This window comes from Neisseria animaloris (genome assembly GCF_900637855.1).
Taxonomy (GTDB): domain Bacteria; phylum Pseudomonadota; class Gammaproteobacteria; order Burkholderiales; family Neisseriaceae; genus Neisseria; species Neisseria animaloris.
This window is the reverse complement of the sequence record NZ_LR134440.1, coordinates 2,220,358-2,237,461: the sequence shown is the minus strand read 5'-3', so window position 1 is coordinate 2,237,461 and position 17,104 is coordinate 2,220,358. Positions and strand designations below refer to the sequence as shown.

Genomic DNA, 17,104 nt, shown 5'->3' with positions numbered 1-17,104 from the left:
ACGGTGTCTGAAGAACAACAAATCCAGCAGCCTCTGGTTGAACATTTAATCGAATTGCGCCGCCGCCTAATGTGGATAATAGGCGGCCTCTTGATTTGCTTTTTCGGCCTGATGCCTTTTGCCCAGAAGCTCTACACGTTTGTTGCCGAACCGCTGATGGCAACGCTGCCGGCCAACACCAGCATGATTGCCACCGACGTAGTCGCGCCGTTTTTCGTGCCGGTGAAAGTTACGCTGATGGCGGCTTTTCTGCTGTCGCTGCCGCATACCATGTATCAGGTTTGGGCGTTCGTTGCCCCCGCGCTCTATCAAAACGAAAAACGCCTGATTACGCCTTTGGTATTGTCGAGCATGATTCTGTTTTTTGCAGGCATGGCGTTCGCTTATTTTTTAGTGTTTCCGGTGGTGTTCAAATTTTTGGCTGGCGTTACGCCCATCGGCGTAAACATGGCGACCGACATCGACAAATACCTGTCGTTCGTCTTGGGCATGTTTGTCGCATTTGGTACCACATTCGAAGTGCCGGTGGTGGTGGTTTTGCTGAACCGTATGGGCGTGCTTTCGCTGGAGCAGTTAAAGTCGGCACGGCCTTATGTGATTGTAGGCGCGTTTGTGATCGCCGCCGTTATCACGCCGCCCGACGTGATTTCGCAAATCATGCTGGCCGTACCGTTGGTGCTGCTATATGAAGCAGGTTTGTGGTTTTGCCGTTTTGCGAAGCCGTTGTCGCGCCGGCAGGAAAGCTGAATCAAGGATTGAGGCCGTCTGAAAACGAGCTTTGCGAGTTTCGCTAAAATATTTTCAGACGGCCTCAACCGTTTTTAAGTTGAAATGCCTAACGCATTTTTTTATCAACCGCATAAAACTAATTCTCTTAAAGGCCGTCTGAAAACAATACGCTTTTTCAGACGGCCTTACACTAAACAGATTGAACGATGAATACACCTTCCGATAAAAAACACTGGTCGCATACCGCCGCCGTAATCAGCCTGTGCGGGCTGATTGCCGTCAGCCTTGCTTGGGAGCTTTGGCTTGCGCCGCTGCGCCCGGGCGGATCGTGGCTGGCTTTGAAAGCCTTGCCCTTATGTCTGCCGCTGGCGGGCATTTTGAAAGGCAGGGTTTACACTTTCCAATACAGTTGCCTGCTGGTGCTGTTTTATTTTGCCGAAGCGGTGGTACGGCTATTTGACGCTGCGCCCGCCAGCCGTGCTTGTTCCGCCGCAGCATTGGTGTGCAGCAGCGTGTTTTTCGTTGCCTGCTTGGCTTTCGTGAGACAACAGCGGAAGGCGGTGCCACATGTTTAGCCGTTATCCAGACTATTCGGCGACGGTGTGGACGTGGCGTTTGTGGCCGTTGTGGTTGTGCTTCATCTGCATCTGCATCGTGCCTTTCGTGTCGCTGTACCGCGTCGGCCCGTTATCGAGCTTTTATCTGGAAGCCGGTTCGCTCGCCGGGGCGGTGTTATTGTTGCTGCTGACGGCGTTGACAGGCCGTCTGAATGTGCGTTTGCCCGCCGCTTCGGTTTATTTCTTGGTTTTGGCCGCATTTTGGTGGCTTCAGGCGCGGTTGATGGCTTTGACTTATCCGGGCTTGAGCGATATGACGGCCTCGGCATTCGTGATTCTGGCGCTGGCGGCTTGGGCCTGCCGCGGCTGGGTGGCGGAATGGGGACAGGAGCGCGTGGTGTCGGTGTTGGCATGGACGCTTCTCGCCGGTGCGTTGATACAGGCGGCAGTGGCGTTGATGCAGTTTACCGGCTGGGCTTCGGCGGAAATGTTCCGCGGCATCATTGCTTACCGCGGGCTGCGTGAAGTGAGCGGGCAGCTCGGCCAGCGCAATCATCTGGGGCATTATCTGATGTGGGGCACGCTGGCGGCTTCGTATTTGTGGGCAGTACGCAGAATGCCCGGATGGCTGGGTTTTCTGACGGTGCTGGCGCTGACTTCGGTGCTGGGTTTGGTTAACTCGCGCACCATCCTCACTTATGTGATCGGTGTCGGTTTGCTGCTTCCGTTTTGGCGTTGGCGCGCCGGGCGCAAGGCCGACCGTTTGGTGCTGATTATGCTGTTTGCGCTGGTGATGACAGTGGTGGTGCAGTTCGGTATCGGCCCGCTTCTGGATATGTTTTCAGGCGTGAAATACGATACGGCACTGGAACGTGTGGAAGGCAGCGGCTTCAGCGGCTCCGCGCGCGATGTGGAATGGCGTAAGGCTTGGACGGTATTTTTGTCCGCTCCTTTTTGGGGGCACGGCTGGGGCAGTTTTTCTTTGCAGGGCTTTTTGGTTCACGCGCAAATGGGTAAGTTCAGCGGCAATATGCTGAACGTGCTGTTCACGCATTCGCACAATATCGTGTTGCAGCTTTTGGCCGAAATGGGCTTGGCCGGCACGCTGTTGGTGGGTTTGGGCTTTTTGGCCGCCATCGGGCGCATGTTTGCACGGCCGTTCAACCATGCTTCGCTGCTTCTACTGGCGATGATGGCGGTTTCACTCTGCCACAGCATGTTGGAATACCCGCTTTGGTACCTTTATTTTCTGGTGCCGTTTGCCTTAATGGCCGGCCTGTCTCCTGCATGTGAAGAAGATTTTTCAGACGGCCTCAAAGCGGTTAAATGGCAAAACTCCGGTGGTGCTCTGCTGGCCTTATTCTTGCTGGCGGCGATTGCCCGTTTGGGTTGGATATATACCGATTTGGTGCAGTTCGACCGCCAATCGAAAAAAGACGATGCCGCCGCCGTTGCCGCAAAAATCACCGGTTTGAACAAAATTGCCGCAACCGAACCGATGCTGCGTTATTACGCGCAACTTTCGCTCACCCGCCGCGCCAACCCCGCCGACCCGGGCATTTATCCGTGGGCGGAAAAAGCGGCGGCGGAGGCGTTGACATTCCGCCCGTATGCCAATGCTTATCAGGTCGGGCTGTACCAATACCGCCTTGGGCAAAAACAAGAGGCGGAAGCATGGATGCGCAAGATGTATCTCTACTATCCCTACTCCATGCCGCATTATGCGGAAAAAATCCGCAGCAACAGCCTGTTGGTGCCGTTGGATGACGAACTGCAAACCTACTGCAGAGAATTGCGCAAACAAAATTCTCAAGCCAAGCCGTGTGATACGGCGAAAAAAAATACCCCGTAAGCGGGGTATTTTTTCAGACGGCCTCAGGCGGTCAGCGTACCTTTCGTCGAGGGCATAATGCCGGCCATACGTTCGTCATACTCCACCGCCATGCGCAGTGCGCGGCCGAAAGCCTTAAACATGGTTTCGGCTTGGTGGTGGGCATTTTTACCGCGCAGATTGTCGATATGCAGCGTCATCATGCTGTGGTTGACCAGGCCTTGGAAAAACTCACTAAACAAATCCACATCGAAACGGCCGATCATTGCGCGGGTAAATTCAAGGTTGTACACCAGCCCCGGACGGCCCGACAAATCAATCACCACACGGCTCAAAGCCTCGTCCAACGGCACATAGGCATGCCCGTAGCGGCGGATTCCGGCCTTATCGCCCAACGCCTGTTTCAACGCCTGCCCGAGCGTGATGCCGATATCTTCTACGGTGTGGTGGTCGTCGATATGCAAATCGCCTTGGCAGGCAATGTCCAAATCAATCAGGCCGTGGCGGACGATTTGGTCGAGCATGTGGTCGAGAAACGGCACGCCGGTATCGAATCGGCCTACTCCGCTGCCGTCGAGGTTCAGCGATACGGAAATCCGGGTTTCACTGGTATTGCGGACAACCGTAACCGCACGCTTACCTTCAAAAACGGGCGCGGATGCGGCGGCAACGGCTTTTTCGGCGGCACGTCCGGCCGCTGCTTTTTTCTGACGTTTTTCAGCTTCAGGATCATGCTCCCTATCCATCCAGCCTTTGCGTTTTCCCATGCCGCTTTCGAGTTTGGCCAGCAGCGATGCGCGGATACCGCGGCCGTTTTCATCCGTGTTTTGCTGCTCCAGACGGCGTTTGATTTGGGAAAGCGACGCAGAATTTTCATAACCGCTGCGGCGCGCCAGCTCTGCCAGCGAACCGGCCTCTTTCATCAGGATATACAGATTTTGAAGATGAAGTTGTGCTTTATTCATATAACAATATCCGGTTGTGTTTACTAATCTCAAATCTACTCAGACCACCTGAGAGGCCGTCTGAAAAAAATTTACCCGTAAAGGGCGCGAATTACTTTTAAGACGGCATCGTTCTCTTCGGGAGAGCCGACGGTGATGCGCACGCATTGATCCAGCAGAGGATGCACGCCGTGCAGGTTTTTAATCAGAATTTTGTTTTCCTTCAACGTATCAAACAGCTCCTGCGCATCAGGCACACGCACGGTAATAAAGTTCGCGTCGCTGGGGAAAGCTTTCAGACGGCCTATTGCCGATAATTCCGCAAACATCCGTTCGCGCTCGTCTTTCAATTTGGCAGTCGTTTTTTCGATTCGTTCCGCATGTTGCAGGGCAAATTTCGCCGTCGCAAGACTCAATTGATTCATATTGTAGGGCGGCACGATTTTTGCCAGTTCGTCGATAACGACAGCACAGCCCGAAGCATAGCCGATGCGCAAACCGGCAAAACCAATTTTGCTCACGGTACGCATCACCACCAGATTCTCAATGCTGCCCGCCTGCGGCAGGAAGCTGTCGCGGCTGAAAGCACCGTAGGCTTCATCCACCACGACAATGCCTTTGGCCGCATCAATCACAGCTTCCACTTCTTCGCGCTTGAAACACACGCCGGTGGGGTTGTTCGGGTAGGCGATAAACACCAGCGCCGGGTTATGCCATTCAATAGCTTCAAGCAACACAGGCATATTTAATGTGAAATCCTCATTAAGCGGCACTCCCACATAATGCATACCGAAGAGCCGCGCGTTGTGCTTGTACATCACAAAGCTCGGCTCTACCGCCAACATCGTGGCTTTCGGTTTGGCAACCAGCATGGTAAGCAGTTGGATCAATTCGTCCGAACCGTTGCCCAGTGCAATTTTTGCCTCTTGGGGGATATGGAACGCCTGACGCAGTGCATCCTGCAAACCGCTGGTTGCAGGGTTGGGATAAAGGTGAATCGGAGCTTCCGCCAGAAGCCGTTGCCATTCGCCGGCCAGCTCGGGCGCACCGGCAAAAGGATGATAAGGGCTTTCCATCGCATCCAGCTTGATAAAGCCTTCAGGCGGGTCTGCCACACGGTATGCCGTCATCGCCTGAATTTCAGGGCGGATAAAATCGGATAAAGTTGTCATCATCATACTCCGAACCGCGGCCGAAAGGCCGTCTGAAACTATTAATGTACCATAAAACACGCATTCTCATGCGGCCAAGATATCTCATGCTTTTTAAATAATCCTTTTATCACGATTTATCACAGCTTTTTATGGCCGACCGAACAACTCTTCAATACAAACTCTACCAACCGGTTATCAAACATTCCGATTCCTCCGTATGCAAGCCGTTTAAAAACAGAACTTGAGCGAAGTCAAAAATTACGGCAGCCAAACTTATTTTCGATACAAGCCGGCAAGCTGTAAACCGTACAATGCATACGAAACCGATTCTGCTGCCGCTTCAGCGGCCTACAAAATCATCCCTTTTATTGAAATTAAGGTGTGACAACACCGCAGAAGGGGCAAGTTTATTTACTATATCTTCTTTCAGATGGCCTTGATTTTTCGATATTTAAACCTTATAACCCAGCCATCCGAATCTATTTTTTTCCGAAAGAAATAAAAACGCATGACCCATACCGTTCACCTGCAATTCGACGACATCGACAACACTGTGCTGCAACGTCTGTGCGGCGCACTCGACAGCCATCTCGACACCTTAGGCAAAGCCCTTGACATCCAAATCAGCCGCCGTTTTTCCAGCTTCACCTTTTTAGGCGACCTCGCCCACGCAGGCCGCCGCGCCCTTCTCAAGTTGGCCGATATAGCCGAAAACCGCGATCTCGAAGACAGCGACATCCAGCTTGCTGCCGTCGAAGCCAAAACCGCCGACGCACAGCACGAAGAAAAACATCATAACCAGCAATACTATCTGCGCACCAAACGCGGCAGCATCGGCGGGCGTACCCCGCGCCAAAACGGCTATATCCGCGCGCTGCTCAACCACGATGTTGTTTTCGGGCTTGGGCCTGCCGGTACGGGCAAAACCTATTTGGCCGTAGCCGCCGCCGTTGACGCGATGGAAAAACACCAAATCGAACGCATCGTTTTGGTGCGCCCCGCCGTAGAAGCCGGCGAAAAACTCGGCTTCCTGCCCGGCGACCTCGCCCAAAAAGTCGACCCCTACCTGCGCCCGCTTTACGACGCGCTCTATGATTTAATGGGCTTCGATCGCGTTACCAAGCTCTTGGAAAAAGGCTTAATCGAAATTGCTCCGCTGGCCTACATGCGCGGTCGTACGCTCAACGGCGCGTATGTGATTCTCGACGAAGCGCAAAATACCACGCCCGAACAAATGAAAATGTTCCTCACCCGCATCGGCTTCGGCGCAAAAGCCGTGATTACCGGCGACTTGAGCCAGATCGACCTGCCCCGTAACATCAAATCGGGCTTGAAAGATGCCAAAGAAAAACTCAGCGGCATCGAAGGTTTGTATTTCCACACCTTTACCAGTGAAGATGTTGTCCGCCATCCGCTTGTACAAAAAATCGTCGAAGCCTACGATGCAGCGGAAGAAAAAGCGGAAAAACAGCCCCAACTGTTGCCCGGCCAACTTCCGGCATGACAACAAACGGCTAGCAACGTCCCAATACCTGCCGCAGAAATCCGGATAGCGGAAATACAACACAGGCCCGCAAAACAGCGGGCCCTTTAGTTACCGACGGATTCCCGAACTGCGAGCCCGCCATACTTGCTCCTCTACCGATACCGCTTATAACCGCCTTATTGACAAATCATTATCCTTATTTAAAATAAAAATGATTTTGGTTATCATGATTATTTTTACATATATCCAAAATATATCCAAATCGATAGCAAACAGGTCGAGACCTTTGTAAAACGGTCGGATGCGGATGCAGCCTAGGGTTTGGCAGCATAGCAAATGTAAACCTACTTCCTGCAAAACCAAACAAACCTTGCATAGCGCAAAAACACCGCAACTGATTGTTTTGCAAAGGTCTCAGGCCGTCTGAAACATGATTCAGACGGCCTGAACAATAGTCGAAAATAATATCGGCAAATCCGAATACCGCCTGCCAGGCAGTATCCGCCCGATTGCCGTTGTACCGCCTATTGTTAGCGCATGATTCCTTTTCTTTAATTTATACATATCAGGAGTTTTGATTGATGAGCAAAAAAAACATTACCCTAACCGGTAGCCGCAACCGGTCTATGGTACTCGGTGTAGGCCTGCTGGCTGCCGCAATGAATCCGGCTTTTGCAGCCACCCAACCTGCGGCCTCGGCAGAGCTTGAAAAAATAACCGTGCGCGGCAGCAAGCCCGTCCGCAGCGGCTATAAAGCCCCCAACACCACCATCGGCAAACGTCTGCAAGACGTGCAGAATATTCCGCAAAGTGCCACGGTTATCAACCAGCAGGTTATCAAAGACCAAGCTACTTCCGACTTGAAAGAAGCATTGAAAAATGCCGGTATTACCTTCCAAGCGGGCGAAGGCGGGCAAACCGAAGTGCCGATTATCCGCGGCTTACACGCGGGCGGCGACGTATACGACGATGGTTTGCGCGGTTCGGCTGCCGAATTCAACAGCGACACTTTCAACACCGACCACATCGAAGTGCTTAAAGGCAGCGCCGCCGTATTATTCGGCCGCGGAGCAGCGGGCGGCGTAATCAACCAAGTCAGCAAAACGCCTTATATCGGCACCGGCGGCGACGTTGCTCTCGGTGTCGGCAACCGCAACTACAAACGCCTGACCGGTGATTTCAACCATGCCTTTAACGACGACGTGGCCGTGCGCCTGAACATCGTGGGTGAAGACAAAGATTCGTTCCGCAAACCTGTCGACAGCCGCAAATTCGGCATTGCCCCGAGTATTTCCGTCGGCTTGAGCAGCAACACCCAGTTCGACTTGGGCTATAAATTTGAAAAATCGGATAAATTCCCCGACTTAGGCGTGACTTACCGCAGCACCGGCAGCAACACCGCCGTGGCCGACGACCGTCTGATCAACAAAAACTTCGGCTATCCCGATATTGATTTTGAAAAACGCCGCAACCATACCGCCACGGCAAAACTCCGCCATAATTTCAACGACGATACGACTTTGACCAATACCCTGCGCTATGCCAAAACCGATTATGACTATCTGGTACTGGGACCGCGCTGGAACGGCAACCAAACACAAATCCGTCGCCGTTTGAATGATTACAAAAACATCAAATACGATTCCAACACATGGAGCAACCATACTGATTTCAATATCAAATTCGATACCGGCCCGGTCAAACACGATTTGCTCGCCAATCTGGAACTGACTCAGGAAAAACGCAACAACTACAGACTTTCCAACACATTCTTCCGTAACGGCATCCAAGTTGTACCGGGAAACAACGGAGTTTTGGAAGGCTCTCCATACGATGTCGGCAGCGGAAAATTTCTCTCAAACGACCGCTTCACAGTCGTCCAAAACCCTGCGCATAGCGGCGTTTTAACCACCCGCACCATCGGCGTGGGCTTGAATGACATCGTGGAGCTGACTCCCACGGTCAAAGCCATTGCCGGCGTGCGCTTCAACCGCATCAACACCAAAAACGAAGCGCTTATCCCGAGCAGAAACAACAAAAACGCCAGCCGTTCCGACAACATTTGGACTTACAACGGCAGTGTGATTTGGGATTACCTGCCCGGCCATAATGTTTATGCCACTTACAGTACCGCCGCCACACCTGTGGCCTACCGCGTAACAGGCCAGCCCGATGCCTTGGAAGATGCACAACTGGTTGCCGAGCCGGAAAAAACCCGTACCGTGGAAGTCGGCACCAAAAACGCCTTCTTCGACGATGCGCTGACGGTGAATGCCGCCCTGTTCCACACCAAAAAAACCCAGCAATACTACCGTGATGCGGGCTTTATCGACTGGTCGAAAGTTTACGGTTTGGATTTGGAAGTGGCCGGCCGCATTACCGATCGCCTGAACGTGCTCGGCAACGTGATCGTAAGTAACGGCAGCATGAAGGCCACCTCGCCTTCCACCAAACAGCTTAACGGCCACTTCCCCGAAGCAGCCGCCAAGTTTACCGCCAACCTGTGGACCAACTACCGCATCACCGACAACGTGAATGCCGGTTTGGGCATCCGCCATGTCGGCGACCGTTATACCCACAGTCCGAACAATAACGGCAGCATCGTGCAGAAACTGCCGGCCTATACCGCAGTCGATGCCATGACCAGCTACGAAAACCGCAAATACCGCGCACAGCTCAACGTGAACAACGTGTTTGACAAAAAACACTTCACTACCGGCCACCGCCGCCAAGCGATACCGGGCGACCGCCGTACCGTACTGGCAACCTTCGGTTATAAATTCTAAGTATCTTGCGTAGCACATGGGGCCGTCTGAAAACATTTTCCCTCCAAACCTTTTCAGACGGCCTCTTTTACCAACCGAGCCGCTAAACTTAATATCCCGCAACACTTCCTATATTAAGTTTATCGGTTTTTCAAAATCACAAGGAATATCATTATGTTGCTGCATATCGAAAATGTACTGACCGCTGACGAACTGGCCTATGCGCAAAACCTGCTAGCCGATGCACCGTGGAGCGACGGCAAAATCACTGCAGGCAGCCAGTCAGGCCAAGTGAAAAACAACCTGCAACTACCGCAAATGAGCGAAACCGGCAAAGCCATGGCCGAGCTGGTGAAAGCCGCCGTATTGCGTAACGCAGAATTTTTCTCCGCCGCCCTGCCGCACACCGTTTTCCCGCCGCTGGTCAATTGTTACCGCGAAGGCCAAAACTTCGGCAACCACATCGATAACGCCATCCGTAGCGACCCCTACACCGGCCAATGGGTACGCACCGACGTATCCACCACCCTGTTTCTCAACAATCCCGACGAATACGACGGCGGAGAATTGGTGATTGAAGACAACTATGGCAGCCACCGCGTCAAACTGGCTGCCGGCGACATGATTGTCTACCCCGCCACCAGCCTGCACCACGTAACCCCCGTTACCCGCGGCCAGCGTATCGCCAGCTTTTTCTGGACGCAATCCATGGTATCCAGTGACGAAAAACGCACTATGCTCTTCGATATGGACCGCGCTATCACCTCCCTGCGCGCACAATACGGCGAATCCGACGAATCCGTATTGCTCACAGGCGTTTACCACAACCTGCTGCGCCAATGGTCGAGCATTTGATACCGCTCCAACCCAATGAGGCCGTCTGAAAACGAACTTTGTGAACTTTAAGCGAAACTCACAAAGTTCGTTTTCAGACGGCCTCACATCAAAACAGCCCCGTCATGACGAATCAAAATTTGCTATAATCGGCAACATCTTGATTTCTCGAAACAACACATGCAAAACCTTCAATTTCCCCTCAACTTCACCTTCAAAATCTTTACCCCGTCCAACGACTTTACCGTGTTCGATGCACAAGGTAGAGAAGTAGCCTACACGCGCCAGAAGATTTTTAAGATTAAAGAATCCATCGAAATTTTCCGCGACGGCAGCCGCAACGAGAGACTCTACACCATCGATGCCGACCGTATTATCGACTTCAACGCCAACTACACCGTGCGCGACGCGGCGGGCCGAATCATCGGCAGCATCAAGCGCAGCGGCATGAAATCATTGTGGAAAACCAGCTATACTCTCAGTGATGCAGCGGGCAATCAGCGCTACACCCTGCACGAAGCCAACCCGTGGATAGCAGTGGTAGACGGCATCGTCGGCGAAATCCCCCTTCTCGGCATGCTCACCGGCTATTTTCTCAACCCGACCTACACTATCGCCACGCCCGACGGACACGAAACCTACCTTCTCAAGAAAAACGCCTCGTTTTTCGAACGCAAATTCAGCTTGGAAAAGACCGCCCAAGCTCCGGCGGAAGACGATGTGTTGGTGCTGAACGCCGCCATGCTGCTGATGCTGCTCGAACGCCGCGACGGCTAATCTATTCAAGGCCGTCTGAAAACGAACTTTGTGAGCTTTGCCAAAACCTGCATTGAGCTTTTTTCAGACGGCATCACGGCATTCCCCCCGCCGCCGATTCGGCTTACAATACTCCGTTTTTTCACACACACAGACATTACCCATGAAAATCTGGTTCGGTTTGGGCAGCCGCCCCGACTTTCCGCAAGGCTCCGCCGTTACCATCGGCAATTTCGACGGCGTGCATCTCGGCCACCGCCACATCCTGCAACGGCTCAAACAAGAAGCACAAAGCCGCGGCCTGCCCGTGGTTGCCGTGATTTTCGAGCCGCAGCCGCAAGAATTTTTCGCCCGCAAACAAGGCCGTGAACTGCCCTACCGCCTCAGCCCGCTGCGCAGCAAACTGCACCTGCTGCGCGAAACCGGCTGCGTCGATGCCGTGTGGGTGCTGCGTTTCAACCAAGCCTTTGCCGACATCAACGCCCAAACCTTCATCAGCCGCCTGCTGCGCGAAACCCTCAACACCAAATACCTGATCATCGGCGACGATTTCCGCTTCGGTGCAGGGCGTGAAGGCGATTTCGCCCTGCTGCAAAGCCAGCCCGACATGGTTACCGAGCGCACCCCCTCCGTGTTGGTGGAAAACATCCGCGCCAGCAGCACCGCCATCCGCAAAGCCCTTTCAGACGGCCTCTTGGAATACGCCGGCAAACTGCTCGGCCACGACTACGCACTCAGCGGCAAAGTCAAACACGGTGCCAAACTCGGCCGCACCATCGGCTGCCCCACCGCCAACGTGCAGCTTCCCCAACACCACTACGCCCTCAGCGGCGTGTTTGTAGTTGAAGCGGAAGGCAGCTTCGGCACCCGCCGCGGCGTAGCCAGCTTCGGCTTCAACCCCACCGTATCCGCAACCCGCCGCCAAAAGCTCGAAGTGCATTTGTTCGACTTCAACGGCAACCTATACGGCCAACGCATCCGCGTGCGTTTTCTTCACAAACTGCGCGACGAAGCCAAGTTCGACAATATTGACGATTTGAAAAAACAGATTTGGGCGGATATGGATGCGGCGAGGAATCGGATGAAAGCCTGAAACAAATACCTTCATCAGGCCGTCTGAACAATCATTACCGCTGACAAACCCCTGTCATTTATCAGATAATTAACTCTTATTCTCAAGGAGATAACATCATGACTAAAACCATCATCCACACCGACAACGCCCCCGCCGCCATCGGCGCATACAGCCAAGCCGTGCGCGCGGGCGACACCGTTTACATGAGCGGCCAAATCCCGCTCGACCCCGCCACCATGACCGTGGTCGGCAACGGCGATTTCCGCGCCGAAGCGCACCAAGTGTTTAAAAACCTGCAAGCCGTGGCGCAAGCTGCGGGCGGTTCTTTGGACGACATCGTTAAAGTCAACGCCTACCTCACCGACTTGGGCAACTTCGCCGTATTCAACGAAGTGATGGCCGAATATTTCAGCCAACCCTTTCCCGCCCGCGCCGCCGTCGGCGTAGCCAGTCTGCCCAAAAGCGTACAGGTGGAAGCGGAAGCCGTATTGGTGCTGGGCTGATAGATTAAGCAGGCCGTCTGAACATGTTATTCAGACGGCCTGCAACGAATCATCCGCATAATCCACCCTTCTATATTTTCACTCAGCGACAGAAAGTCGGAGCAACGGCGGCAAGCCGTTAGATTTGCATCACCATGCGGATAATAAATCCATACCCGTTTTTTTCAGACGGCCTGCACAACCCTTCCCCCTCAAAGAGAGCCACATCATGGCACATTACGCAATCGGCGACATTCAAGGCTGCTTTGCCGAGCTTACCGCCCTGCTCGCCAAAATAGGTTTTAACCACGGCACCGACACCCTTTGGCTCACGGGCGACATCGTCAACCGCGGCCCGCAGTCACTCGAAGCCCTGCAATTTGTGATGCGGCACGAAAGCAGCATCCGCACCGTGCTCGGCAACCACGACCTGCACCTGCTGGCTGTGTCGTACGGCTTCGGCAGAATCAAACGCGGCGACACCATTTCACCGATTCTCGAGCACCCCGAACGCTTGAAAATGCTCGATTGGCTGCGCGCCCAGCCTTTGCTGATACGCAGCGAAAAACACGTTTTGGTACACGCCGGCCTGCTGCCGCAATGGAGCGTGGCCGAAGCCGAAAGCCTGGCCCAAGAAGTGGAAAGCGAATTGCGGGGCGACAAAGCGATGCAGTATTTCCTCAATATGTACGGCAACAAGCCGCGCCGTTGGTCGCCCGATTTGGAAGGCTACAACCGCTTGCGTATGATTACCAACGTGCTTACCCGTATGCGTGCCCTCACGTTCAAAAACCAGCTCGATTACGATTTCAAAGGCGGCCCCGAAGACATGCCCAGCGGCCTGCGTGCGTGGTTTGAAGCTCCCGGCCGCCGGCATTTGAGCCATACCGTTGTTTTCGGCCATTGGTCGGCCTTGGGCTACCTCAACGCCCGCAACGTTATCGCCCTCGACACCGGCGCGCTTTGGGGCGGCGAACTGACCGCAGTGAATCTCGATACGAACGAAATTACCCAAGTCGATTCCCAAAGCGGGCTGCATTGGGCGACCACTTTATAGGCGGACACCAAATGCAACGCGCCCGTTCCATCGTATATATCGCACCGAATCTTTATCGCGGTTCGTATCCTCGAACATGACACAGGTTGCTTTTTAAGCCGATTCGCGATAACAAAGCATCAGGCCGTCTGAAAACTTTTCAGACGGCCTGATGTTTGGTTATGCAGGCAGCGATATCGTGCCGCTTTAAACTTGCGCCCTGCTCCTGCGGTATCGGGTGTATTTCCGATACAGCCAAAACGACACCATCACTACTACAAACACCGCCAATATCGGCACAAACAAACTGAGCGCAGTCATCACCACGGCCGTGCCGGTTTCCGCTACCGAAAATATCGGGTTCGCCAGCCCGCCCGTTGTCGCGGTGCTGGCCGCACGGGTGGTGGCGTTTGCGCCTTTAATGGCTGCCGCCGCACCGCCGCCGGCAATAATCGCCAACGCCCACGTTACCGCCGGACTCAAATCGGCGGCGGTGGAAGCCATCACTGCCGTACCCGCCAGCCCTGCCAGCGGCACGGCGATGGTATCAAGCAAATTGTCGATAAACGGAATCAAATAGCCCAACGATTCTACAATCGCAGCAATCCCCAGAATAATCAATGCATTGGTGCTGCCCAACCATTGCCAGCTTTCGTTCAGCGGCCACAAGCCGAAATAAGCCGACAAACTGAGGGCGAACAAAGGCAGAAACACGCGGAAACCGGTGCTGGCCGCCAAGCCGATACCGAGGGCAATACTGATGATGGTGTCAAACGTCATGATTTAAATAAGAAATATCAAAAACCGCATCATACTGCAAATCGGCCGGAACGGCATTGAATTTACGGTTTGCCACCGTTTGCACACGAAAGGCCGTCTGAAAAACGGTGTTCAGACGGCCTCAAGCCGTTTCAAACTTTCCTCCGCCCGCACCATTTTTCAGACGGCCTCAGAGCAGGGCTTTGAGCATTTCTTCGTACACAGCCGAGAGTTTCGGGATGTCGCTCAACAACACGTTTTCGTTAATCTGATGGATGCTGGCGTTGCTGGGGCCCAGTTCGATCAGCTCGGCGGCGATGGCTTTGATGAAGCGGCCGTCCGACGTGCCGCCGCTGGTGGAAAGTTCGGTCTGTATTCCGCACACTTTGGCAACGGCTTCGCGGGCGATGTCGGTCAGGCGGCCTGCTTCGGTGAGAAACGGCTGCCCCGAGCACGACCATTCCAAATCGTAGCTGATGCCGTGGTTGTCGAGAATATCGTGCACGCGCTGTTTCAGGCCGATGTCGGTGGATTCGGTGGAAAAACGGAAATTGAATTTCACGTTGAGCGTGCCGGGGATAACGTTGGTTGCGCCCGTGCCGCCGTTGATATTGGAAATCTGAAAGCCGGTGGGCGGGAAATATTCGTTGCCTTTGTCCCATTCGGCGGCGGTCAGTTCGGCCAGCGCGGGCGCAAAGGTATGTATGGGGTTCAACGCCAAATGCGGGTAGGCGATGTGGCCTTGCTTGCCTTTAACGGTAAGGTTGCCGGAAAGCGAACCCCGGCGGCCGTTTTTCACCGTGTCGCCCAGCGTTTCGACAGCGGTGGGTTCGCCGACGATGCAGTAATCAATCAATTCGCCGCGCGCTTTGAGCGCGTCCACCACTTTAGTGGTGCCGTCGTGCGCGTCGCCTTCTTCGTCGGAGGTAATCAGCAGGGCGATGCTGCCCGTGTGGTCGGGGTGTTCCGCCACAAAACGCTCGCAGGCGGTAACGAAACAGGCGATGCTGGTTTTCATATCCGCCGCGCCGCGCCCGTAAAGGCGGCCGTCGCGCTCGGTCGGCTCGAACGGCGGCGAATCCCATTTTTCAGACGGCCCCGGCGGTACTACGTCGGTATGCCCCGCGAAACACACCACCGGCGAAGCCGTGCCGCGCCGCGCCCAGATGTTTTTGGTGTCGCCGAAATTCATTTGTTCAATGGTAAAGCCGATTTTTTGCAGCCGTTCGGCCAAAATCTGTTGGCAGTTTTGGTCGTCGGGCGTAACGGAAGGTTGGGCGATGAGTTGCTTGGTTAAGGCGAGAGATTGGGTGTCGTTCATTTCTTCCTCTGCGGATGGTGTTGAGGCCGTCTGAAAGCACACTTTTCGTGCTGTGCCAAAGCGAATGTTCAGACGGCCTGTGTGTTATTCGTAATAAGTAAACTTGGCGCGCTTGACGTTGCACAGCAGTTCGTAGGCAATCGTGCCGGCGGCTGCCGCCACTTCGTTGATGTTGACGGTATCGCCCCACAGTTCGACTTCATCGCCGATGCCTTCTTGGGAAACGTCCAGTTCGATGGTCATCATGTCCATGGAAATGCGGCCGATTAAGCGGCTGCGGTGGGTGCCGACGGCCACGGGCGTGCCGGTCGGGGCGTGGCGGGGGTAGCCGTCGGCATAGCCGCAGGCAATCAGGCCGACGCGGGTGGATTTTTGCGTATAGAACACCGCGCCGTAGCCCACGGGCGAATGCGGCTGCAACACGCGCTCGCCGAATACGCGCGTGCTCAGGCGCATCACGGGTTTCAGGCGTTCGTCGCTGCCACCCAACGGCGATGCGCCGTAAAGCGCAATCCCCGCTCTGCCCCAGTCGCGGCGGGCTTCGGGAAAGCGCAGCATGGCGGCGGAATTGGCCAGACTTTCTTCGCCTTCCAAGCCTTCGCAGCCCAAATCGAAGGCTTCAAGCTGGATTTCGGTCATGCCGCTTTCGGGGTCGTCGGCACAGGCGAAATGGCTGAATTTCACAATCTCGGCCACGCTCGGATTCTGCTTCAAGGCGGTGTAGGCGGCGGCGTAGTTGTGCGGGAAGAAGCCGGCGCGGTGCATGCCGGAATCCATTTTCAGCCACACTTTGACGGAAGCCTGCCATTCGTGGTGCAGCAGGGCTTCAAGCTGCCATTGGCTGCATACGGCGGGCCATAAGCGGTATTGATCGACCAGCGCGTATTCTTTGGCTTCAAACACGCCTTCGAGCAGCAGAATCGGGTTTTCGATGCCGTTTTCGCGCAATTCCACCGCTTCTTCAATGGAGGCGACGGCAAAACCGTCGGCCATGTCTGCCAACGCATGGGCGCACCGTACCGCACCGTGTCCGTAGGCATTGGCCTTTACCACCGCCAGCAGTTTGTTGCCGTGGATGTTTTTCAGCGTTTGGTAGTTGTGGCGCAGGTTGTCGAGGCGGATTTGGGCGTTCAGCGGGCGCATGTGAAGTTCCTTTTTATTGGTTTCGAGGCCGTCTGAAAACAGGTTGCGACGGTTTTCAGACGGCCTGAATACGGATAACGGATTATAGGCCGATTGCTTGCTTTTTTGAATATGCCGGCGACCGGCCTAACCCTCGTTACAGCATCGCTACCCTGCCTTGAAAGAATGGTTTTTTGCAGGGCGGTACGGCGGCAGAGCCAATGCCGACAGCCTGCTCCTTTACCGGCTGTCA

At 54.4% G+C, this 17,104-nt stretch carries 15 protein-coding genes; 10 read left to right on the top strand and 5 right to left on the bottom strand.

The annotated features are described in order from the left end of the window. The first annotated feature begins 3 nt into the window (after positions 1-3). The 3 genes from tatC (at position 4) to EL216_RS10490 (ending at position 3,138) form a co-directional block, all read left to right on the top strand. Positions 4-747: a twin-arginine translocase subunit TatC gene (gene tatC, locus EL216_RS10500; protein ID WP_085390259.1), complete on the top strand. Its 744-nt coding sequence runs from the start codon at positions 4-6 to the stop codon at positions 745-747. A 188-nt stretch (positions 748-935) separates the two neighbouring features. Beyond that, positions 936-1,304 carry a DUF2069 domain-containing protein gene (locus tag EL216_RS10495; protein WP_085390258.1) on the top strand — a complete coding sequence of 123 codons (369 nt, stop codon included), beginning with the start codon at positions 936-938 and terminating at the stop codon, positions 1,302-1,304. Next, positions 1,297-3,138, top strand: a complete 1,842-nt coding sequence (locus EL216_RS10490) for a PglL family O-oligosaccharyltransferase (protein WP_085390257.1) — start codon at positions 1,297-1,299, stop codon at positions 3,136-3,138. Before EL216_RS10495 ends, EL216_RS10490 begins: the two co-directional genes overlap by 8 nt. Before the next feature lie 23 nt (positions 3,139-3,161). Here the strand turns inward: EL216_RS10490 and hisB are convergent, their stop codons facing one another. Both hisB and hisC read right to left on the bottom strand, forming a co-directional pair. Beyond that, positions 3,162-4,082 (bottom strand): imidazoleglycerol-phosphate dehydratase HisB, encoded by a 921-nt coding sequence (gene hisB / locus EL216_RS10485; protein ID WP_085390256.1) that lies wholly within the window; start codon positions 4,080-4,082, stop codon positions 3,162-3,164. A 71-nt stretch (positions 4,083-4,153) separates the two neighbouring features. Then, positions 4,154-5,233 (bottom strand): histidinol-phosphate transaminase, encoded by a 1,080-nt coding sequence (gene hisC / locus EL216_RS10480; RefSeq protein ID WP_085390351.1) that lies wholly within the window; start codon positions 5,231-5,233, stop codon positions 4,154-4,156. A gap of 490 nt (positions 5,234-5,723) precedes the next feature. Here hisC and EL216_RS10475 point away from each other — a divergent pair, with 490 nt between their 5' ends. The 7 genes from EL216_RS10475 to EL216_RS10445 all read left to right on the top strand — a co-directional run bounded on the left by EL216_RS10475 (position 5,724) and on the right by EL216_RS10445 (position 13,670). Beyond that, positions 5,724-6,719 (top strand): PhoH family protein, encoded by a 996-nt coding sequence (locus EL216_RS10475; protein WP_085390255.1) that lies wholly within the window; start codon positions 5,724-5,726, stop codon positions 6,717-6,719. A 563-nt stretch (positions 6,720-7,282) separates the two neighbouring features. After that, complete coding sequence (locus tag EL216_RS10470) at positions 7,283-9,487, top strand: TonB-dependent receptor (RefSeq protein ID WP_085390254.1); 2,205 nt, start codon at positions 7,283-7,285, stop codon at positions 9,485-9,487. 153 nt (positions 9,488-9,640) lie between these two features. Continuing rightward, the gene (locus tag EL216_RS10465) at positions 9,641-10,321 is read left to right on the top strand and encodes a Fe2+-dependent dioxygenase (RefSeq protein ID WP_085390253.1); all 681 of its coding nucleotides are present in this window, start codon (positions 9,641-9,643) and stop codon (positions 10,319-10,321) included. 159 nt (positions 10,322-10,480) lie between these two features. Continuing rightward, positions 10,481-11,077, top strand: coding sequence for an LURP-one-related/scramblase family protein (locus EL216_RS10460; RefSeq protein ID WP_085390252.1), 597 nt, complete (start codon positions 10,481-10,483; stop codon positions 11,075-11,077). A gap of 142 nt (positions 11,078-11,219) precedes the next feature. Continuing rightward, complete coding sequence (ribF, locus tag EL216_RS10455; RefSeq protein ID WP_085390251.1) at positions 11,220-12,149, top strand: bifunctional riboflavin kinase/FAD synthetase; 930 nt, start codon at positions 11,220-11,222, stop codon at positions 12,147-12,149. 98 nt (positions 12,150-12,247) lie between these two features. Next, complete coding sequence (locus EL216_RS10450; RefSeq protein ID WP_085390250.1) at positions 12,248-12,634, top strand: RidA family protein; 387 nt, start codon at positions 12,248-12,250, stop codon at positions 12,632-12,634. A 208-nt stretch (positions 12,635-12,842) separates the two neighbouring features. Next, positions 12,843-13,670, top strand: a complete 828-nt coding sequence (locus EL216_RS10445) for a symmetrical bis(5'-nucleosyl)-tetraphosphatase (protein WP_085390249.1) — start codon at positions 12,843-12,845, stop codon at positions 13,668-13,670. A gap of 186 nt (positions 13,671-13,856) precedes the next feature. Here EL216_RS10445 and EL216_RS10440 read toward each other — a convergent pair whose 3' ends face one another. The 3 genes from EL216_RS10440 to alr form a co-directional block, all read right to left on the bottom strand. After that, positions 13,857-14,429 carry a DUF4126 domain-containing protein gene (locus EL216_RS10440; protein WP_085390248.1) on the bottom strand — a complete coding sequence of 191 codons (573 nt, stop codon included), beginning with the start codon at positions 14,427-14,429 and terminating at the stop codon, positions 13,857-13,859. 169 nt (positions 14,430-14,598) lie between these two features. Then, on the bottom strand, positions 14,599-15,729 hold the full coding sequence (gene dapE / locus EL216_RS10435) for a succinyl-diaminopimelate desuccinylase (RefSeq protein WP_085390247.1): 1,131 nt from the start codon (positions 15,727-15,729) through the stop codon (positions 14,599-14,601). A gap of 84 nt (positions 15,730-15,813) precedes the next feature. Continuing rightward, a complete protein-coding gene (alr, locus tag EL216_RS10430; protein ID WP_085390246.1) occupies positions 15,814-16,872 on the bottom strand; it encodes an alanine racemase in 1,059 nt (352 codons plus the stop codon). Positions 16,873-17,104 lie beyond the last annotated feature (232 nt).